The sequence below is a fragment of the Aquirufa sp. ROCK-SH2 genome, assembly GCF_054558315.1.
Window position 1 is genome coordinate 1 of record NZ_JBPXKB010000028.1, and the last position, 207, is coordinate 207.

Below are 207 nucleotides of genomic sequence, written 5' to 3' on the forward strand. Positions count from 1 at the left end.
TAACTGTTACTGTTGAAGTCGTTGTGCCATCTGCTGTTACATTGATGGATGGTGCTGAAGTAACTGTTGAGGTAGTTGCACTAACTGCTCCTGCCACAAAGGCTACTCTAGCTGTATCGGTAATGCTTACATTATCTCCTGTTGCCGAGTAAATAACTGTTTCTGCAATGGTGTTTGTCACCGTAAAGGTTACTACTCCACTTGCAT

General features: G+C 43.0%; 1 protein-coding gene. It reads right to left on the reverse strand.

The window, feature by feature from the left end; genetic code table 11:
- The coding region (locus V7S79_RS12270) for a hypothetical protein (protein ID WP_459490887.1) at positions 1 to 207 on the reverse strand (207 nt) is incomplete at both ends.